This is a genomic window from Spirosoma sp. 48-14 (genome assembly GCF_001898575.1).
In the GTDB taxonomy this organism is placed as follows: Bacteria; Bacteroidota; Bacteroidia; order Cytophagales; family Spirosomataceae; genus Spirosoma.
Window position 1 is genome coordinate 1 of sequence record NZ_MKUD01000012.1, and the last position, 1,752, is coordinate 1,752.

Annotated in this window: 2 protein-coding genes; one reads left to right on the plus strand and one right to left on the minus strand. The window is 39.6% G+C overall.

All coding sequences use genetic code 11. From position 1 onward, the window contains the following. Nucleotides 1–1,203, plus strand: a 1,203-nt coding sequence (locus tag BGO59_RS10810; RefSeq protein WP_293683646.1) for a hypothetical protein, incomplete at its 5' end; no start/stop codon positions are given. Between the two features lie 108 nt (nucleotides 1,204–1,311). On the opposite strand, the gene BGO59_RS10815 is transcribed toward BGO59_RS10810, so the two are convergent. Then, a partial coding sequence (locus BGO59_RS10815) for a nuclear transport factor 2 family protein (RefSeq protein WP_293683647.1) occupies nucleotides 1,312–1,752 on the minus strand: 441 nt, incomplete at its 5' end.

The window sequence follows — 1,752 nt, forward strand, 5'->3', positions numbered from 1 at the left end:
AAATGGATCGTCATCACCCTATTCAATTTACTTATTGTAGGTATTTTCGGGTTGATTATGCGCTTAAAATTTTTATTTCCCATTCCTTGGATCGACCAGAAAAACCTCATGCATGCGCATTCGCATTTTGCTTTTTCCGCCTGGGTATCCCAAGCTCTTATGATTTTTCTCATAATGACCGTTCTGGGAATAAAAACCAATCAGATTTTGTGCAGGAAATATCAGCATATCCTATGGGCTAATTGGACGGTTTCGATAGGCATGCTTATTTCCTTTTCAGCTGCTGGCTATAACCTATGTTCGATTATATTATCCTTTTTATCGATACTTGTCTCTTATTGGTTCTGCTTTCAATTAGTGCGGGATCTTAAATCATCGACGCTTCCTCCGGCCATTTCGATCTTAATTAAGTCGGCACTATTTTTCAATATATTTAGTTCACTAGGGACCTATTTTCTGGCATATCTCAAAGTGAGCCACCAACTGGATCCATTAAAACAGCTTGCATCAGTCTATTTTTATCTTCATTTTCAGTATAATGGCTGGTTTTTCTTTGGCTGTATTGCTCTGTTTGCCAGTTGGCTGTATAAACGTACTGGTAAAATACCAATAAGTCCGCGTTTTTCGCTCGTGTATGTCATGACTGTTATACCAACCTATTTCTTATCTGTTCTATGGTGGAAGGGTTTACCCCTGTGGCTATATATTATTATAGTCATTACAGTCGGATTGCAATTTGTCCTGTGGGGAACATTAGCACAACGAGTCGTCCGACTGGTCCGAAGCAATATTTCACTCCGCTTAAGCCCCGATACATCTAAAATTTGGTTATGTGTCCTGTTTGCCATTTTTATCAAACTGATATTGCAAGGCATATCGGTCATACCTGCTCTGAGCCAACAAGCTTATGGATTTCGACCAATTGTTATTGCTTATCTTCACCTCGTCCTTTTGGTGGTAATATCACTCTTTTTAATTGGGTATGCTTTTCAGATTTGTATGTTAAAAATCGAAAAAGGCATTCACTATGGCGTTTATGGCTTACTTGTTGGAATCTTTTTGAATGAATTTGTGTTAATGTTGCAGGGGCTCGGTGGATTTATACATTATTCTATCAGGGGAACACATCATGTGCTGACGGTCGCTGCAGCTATTATTGTTGTCAGCCTCTACAGGATAACGCAAACCCAATTACGCAAATGATGCTATTAGCATAAGCCATGAGAGATGATCGATTATGAAATAGCTAGAAAATAAGCCACATCTCTCGACATGGCTCTACAACATTTATATATTTATTTGAGATGGCTCTTATTTATACGAATTGATCGATTTAGATACTTTCCAGTCATTACCTTCACGTACAAGAGTCACTAGGTCTGTTTTGGTAAAGTTTTCAAACGTCAACGTCACTTTGGCTACCATATAATCCGCCGACTCCTCAAGGATTTCGGTGCTTACCGCACAGTTCAGCTTCTCGCCTTTTTGTTTTTTCAAGGATTTAACAATAGCGTTACGGCTGTGATTCTGTGCATTGGAAGCTTGGATTTTTTGGTTGAAATCCTCGGAGAACAATTGTTCTACACCTGCAGATTCTCCTTCGGTAGTTACCGCGACATAGTGCTCTAAAGCGAAATCTGCTGTAGAAAGGTTAACGTTTGTTTTTGTTGCTTTTGCTCCTGGCCCTTCAGCTGCCATAGCGAATGTAGATACTGCGATTAGGGCTGCTGCTGCGAATGTTTTTACTAGCGT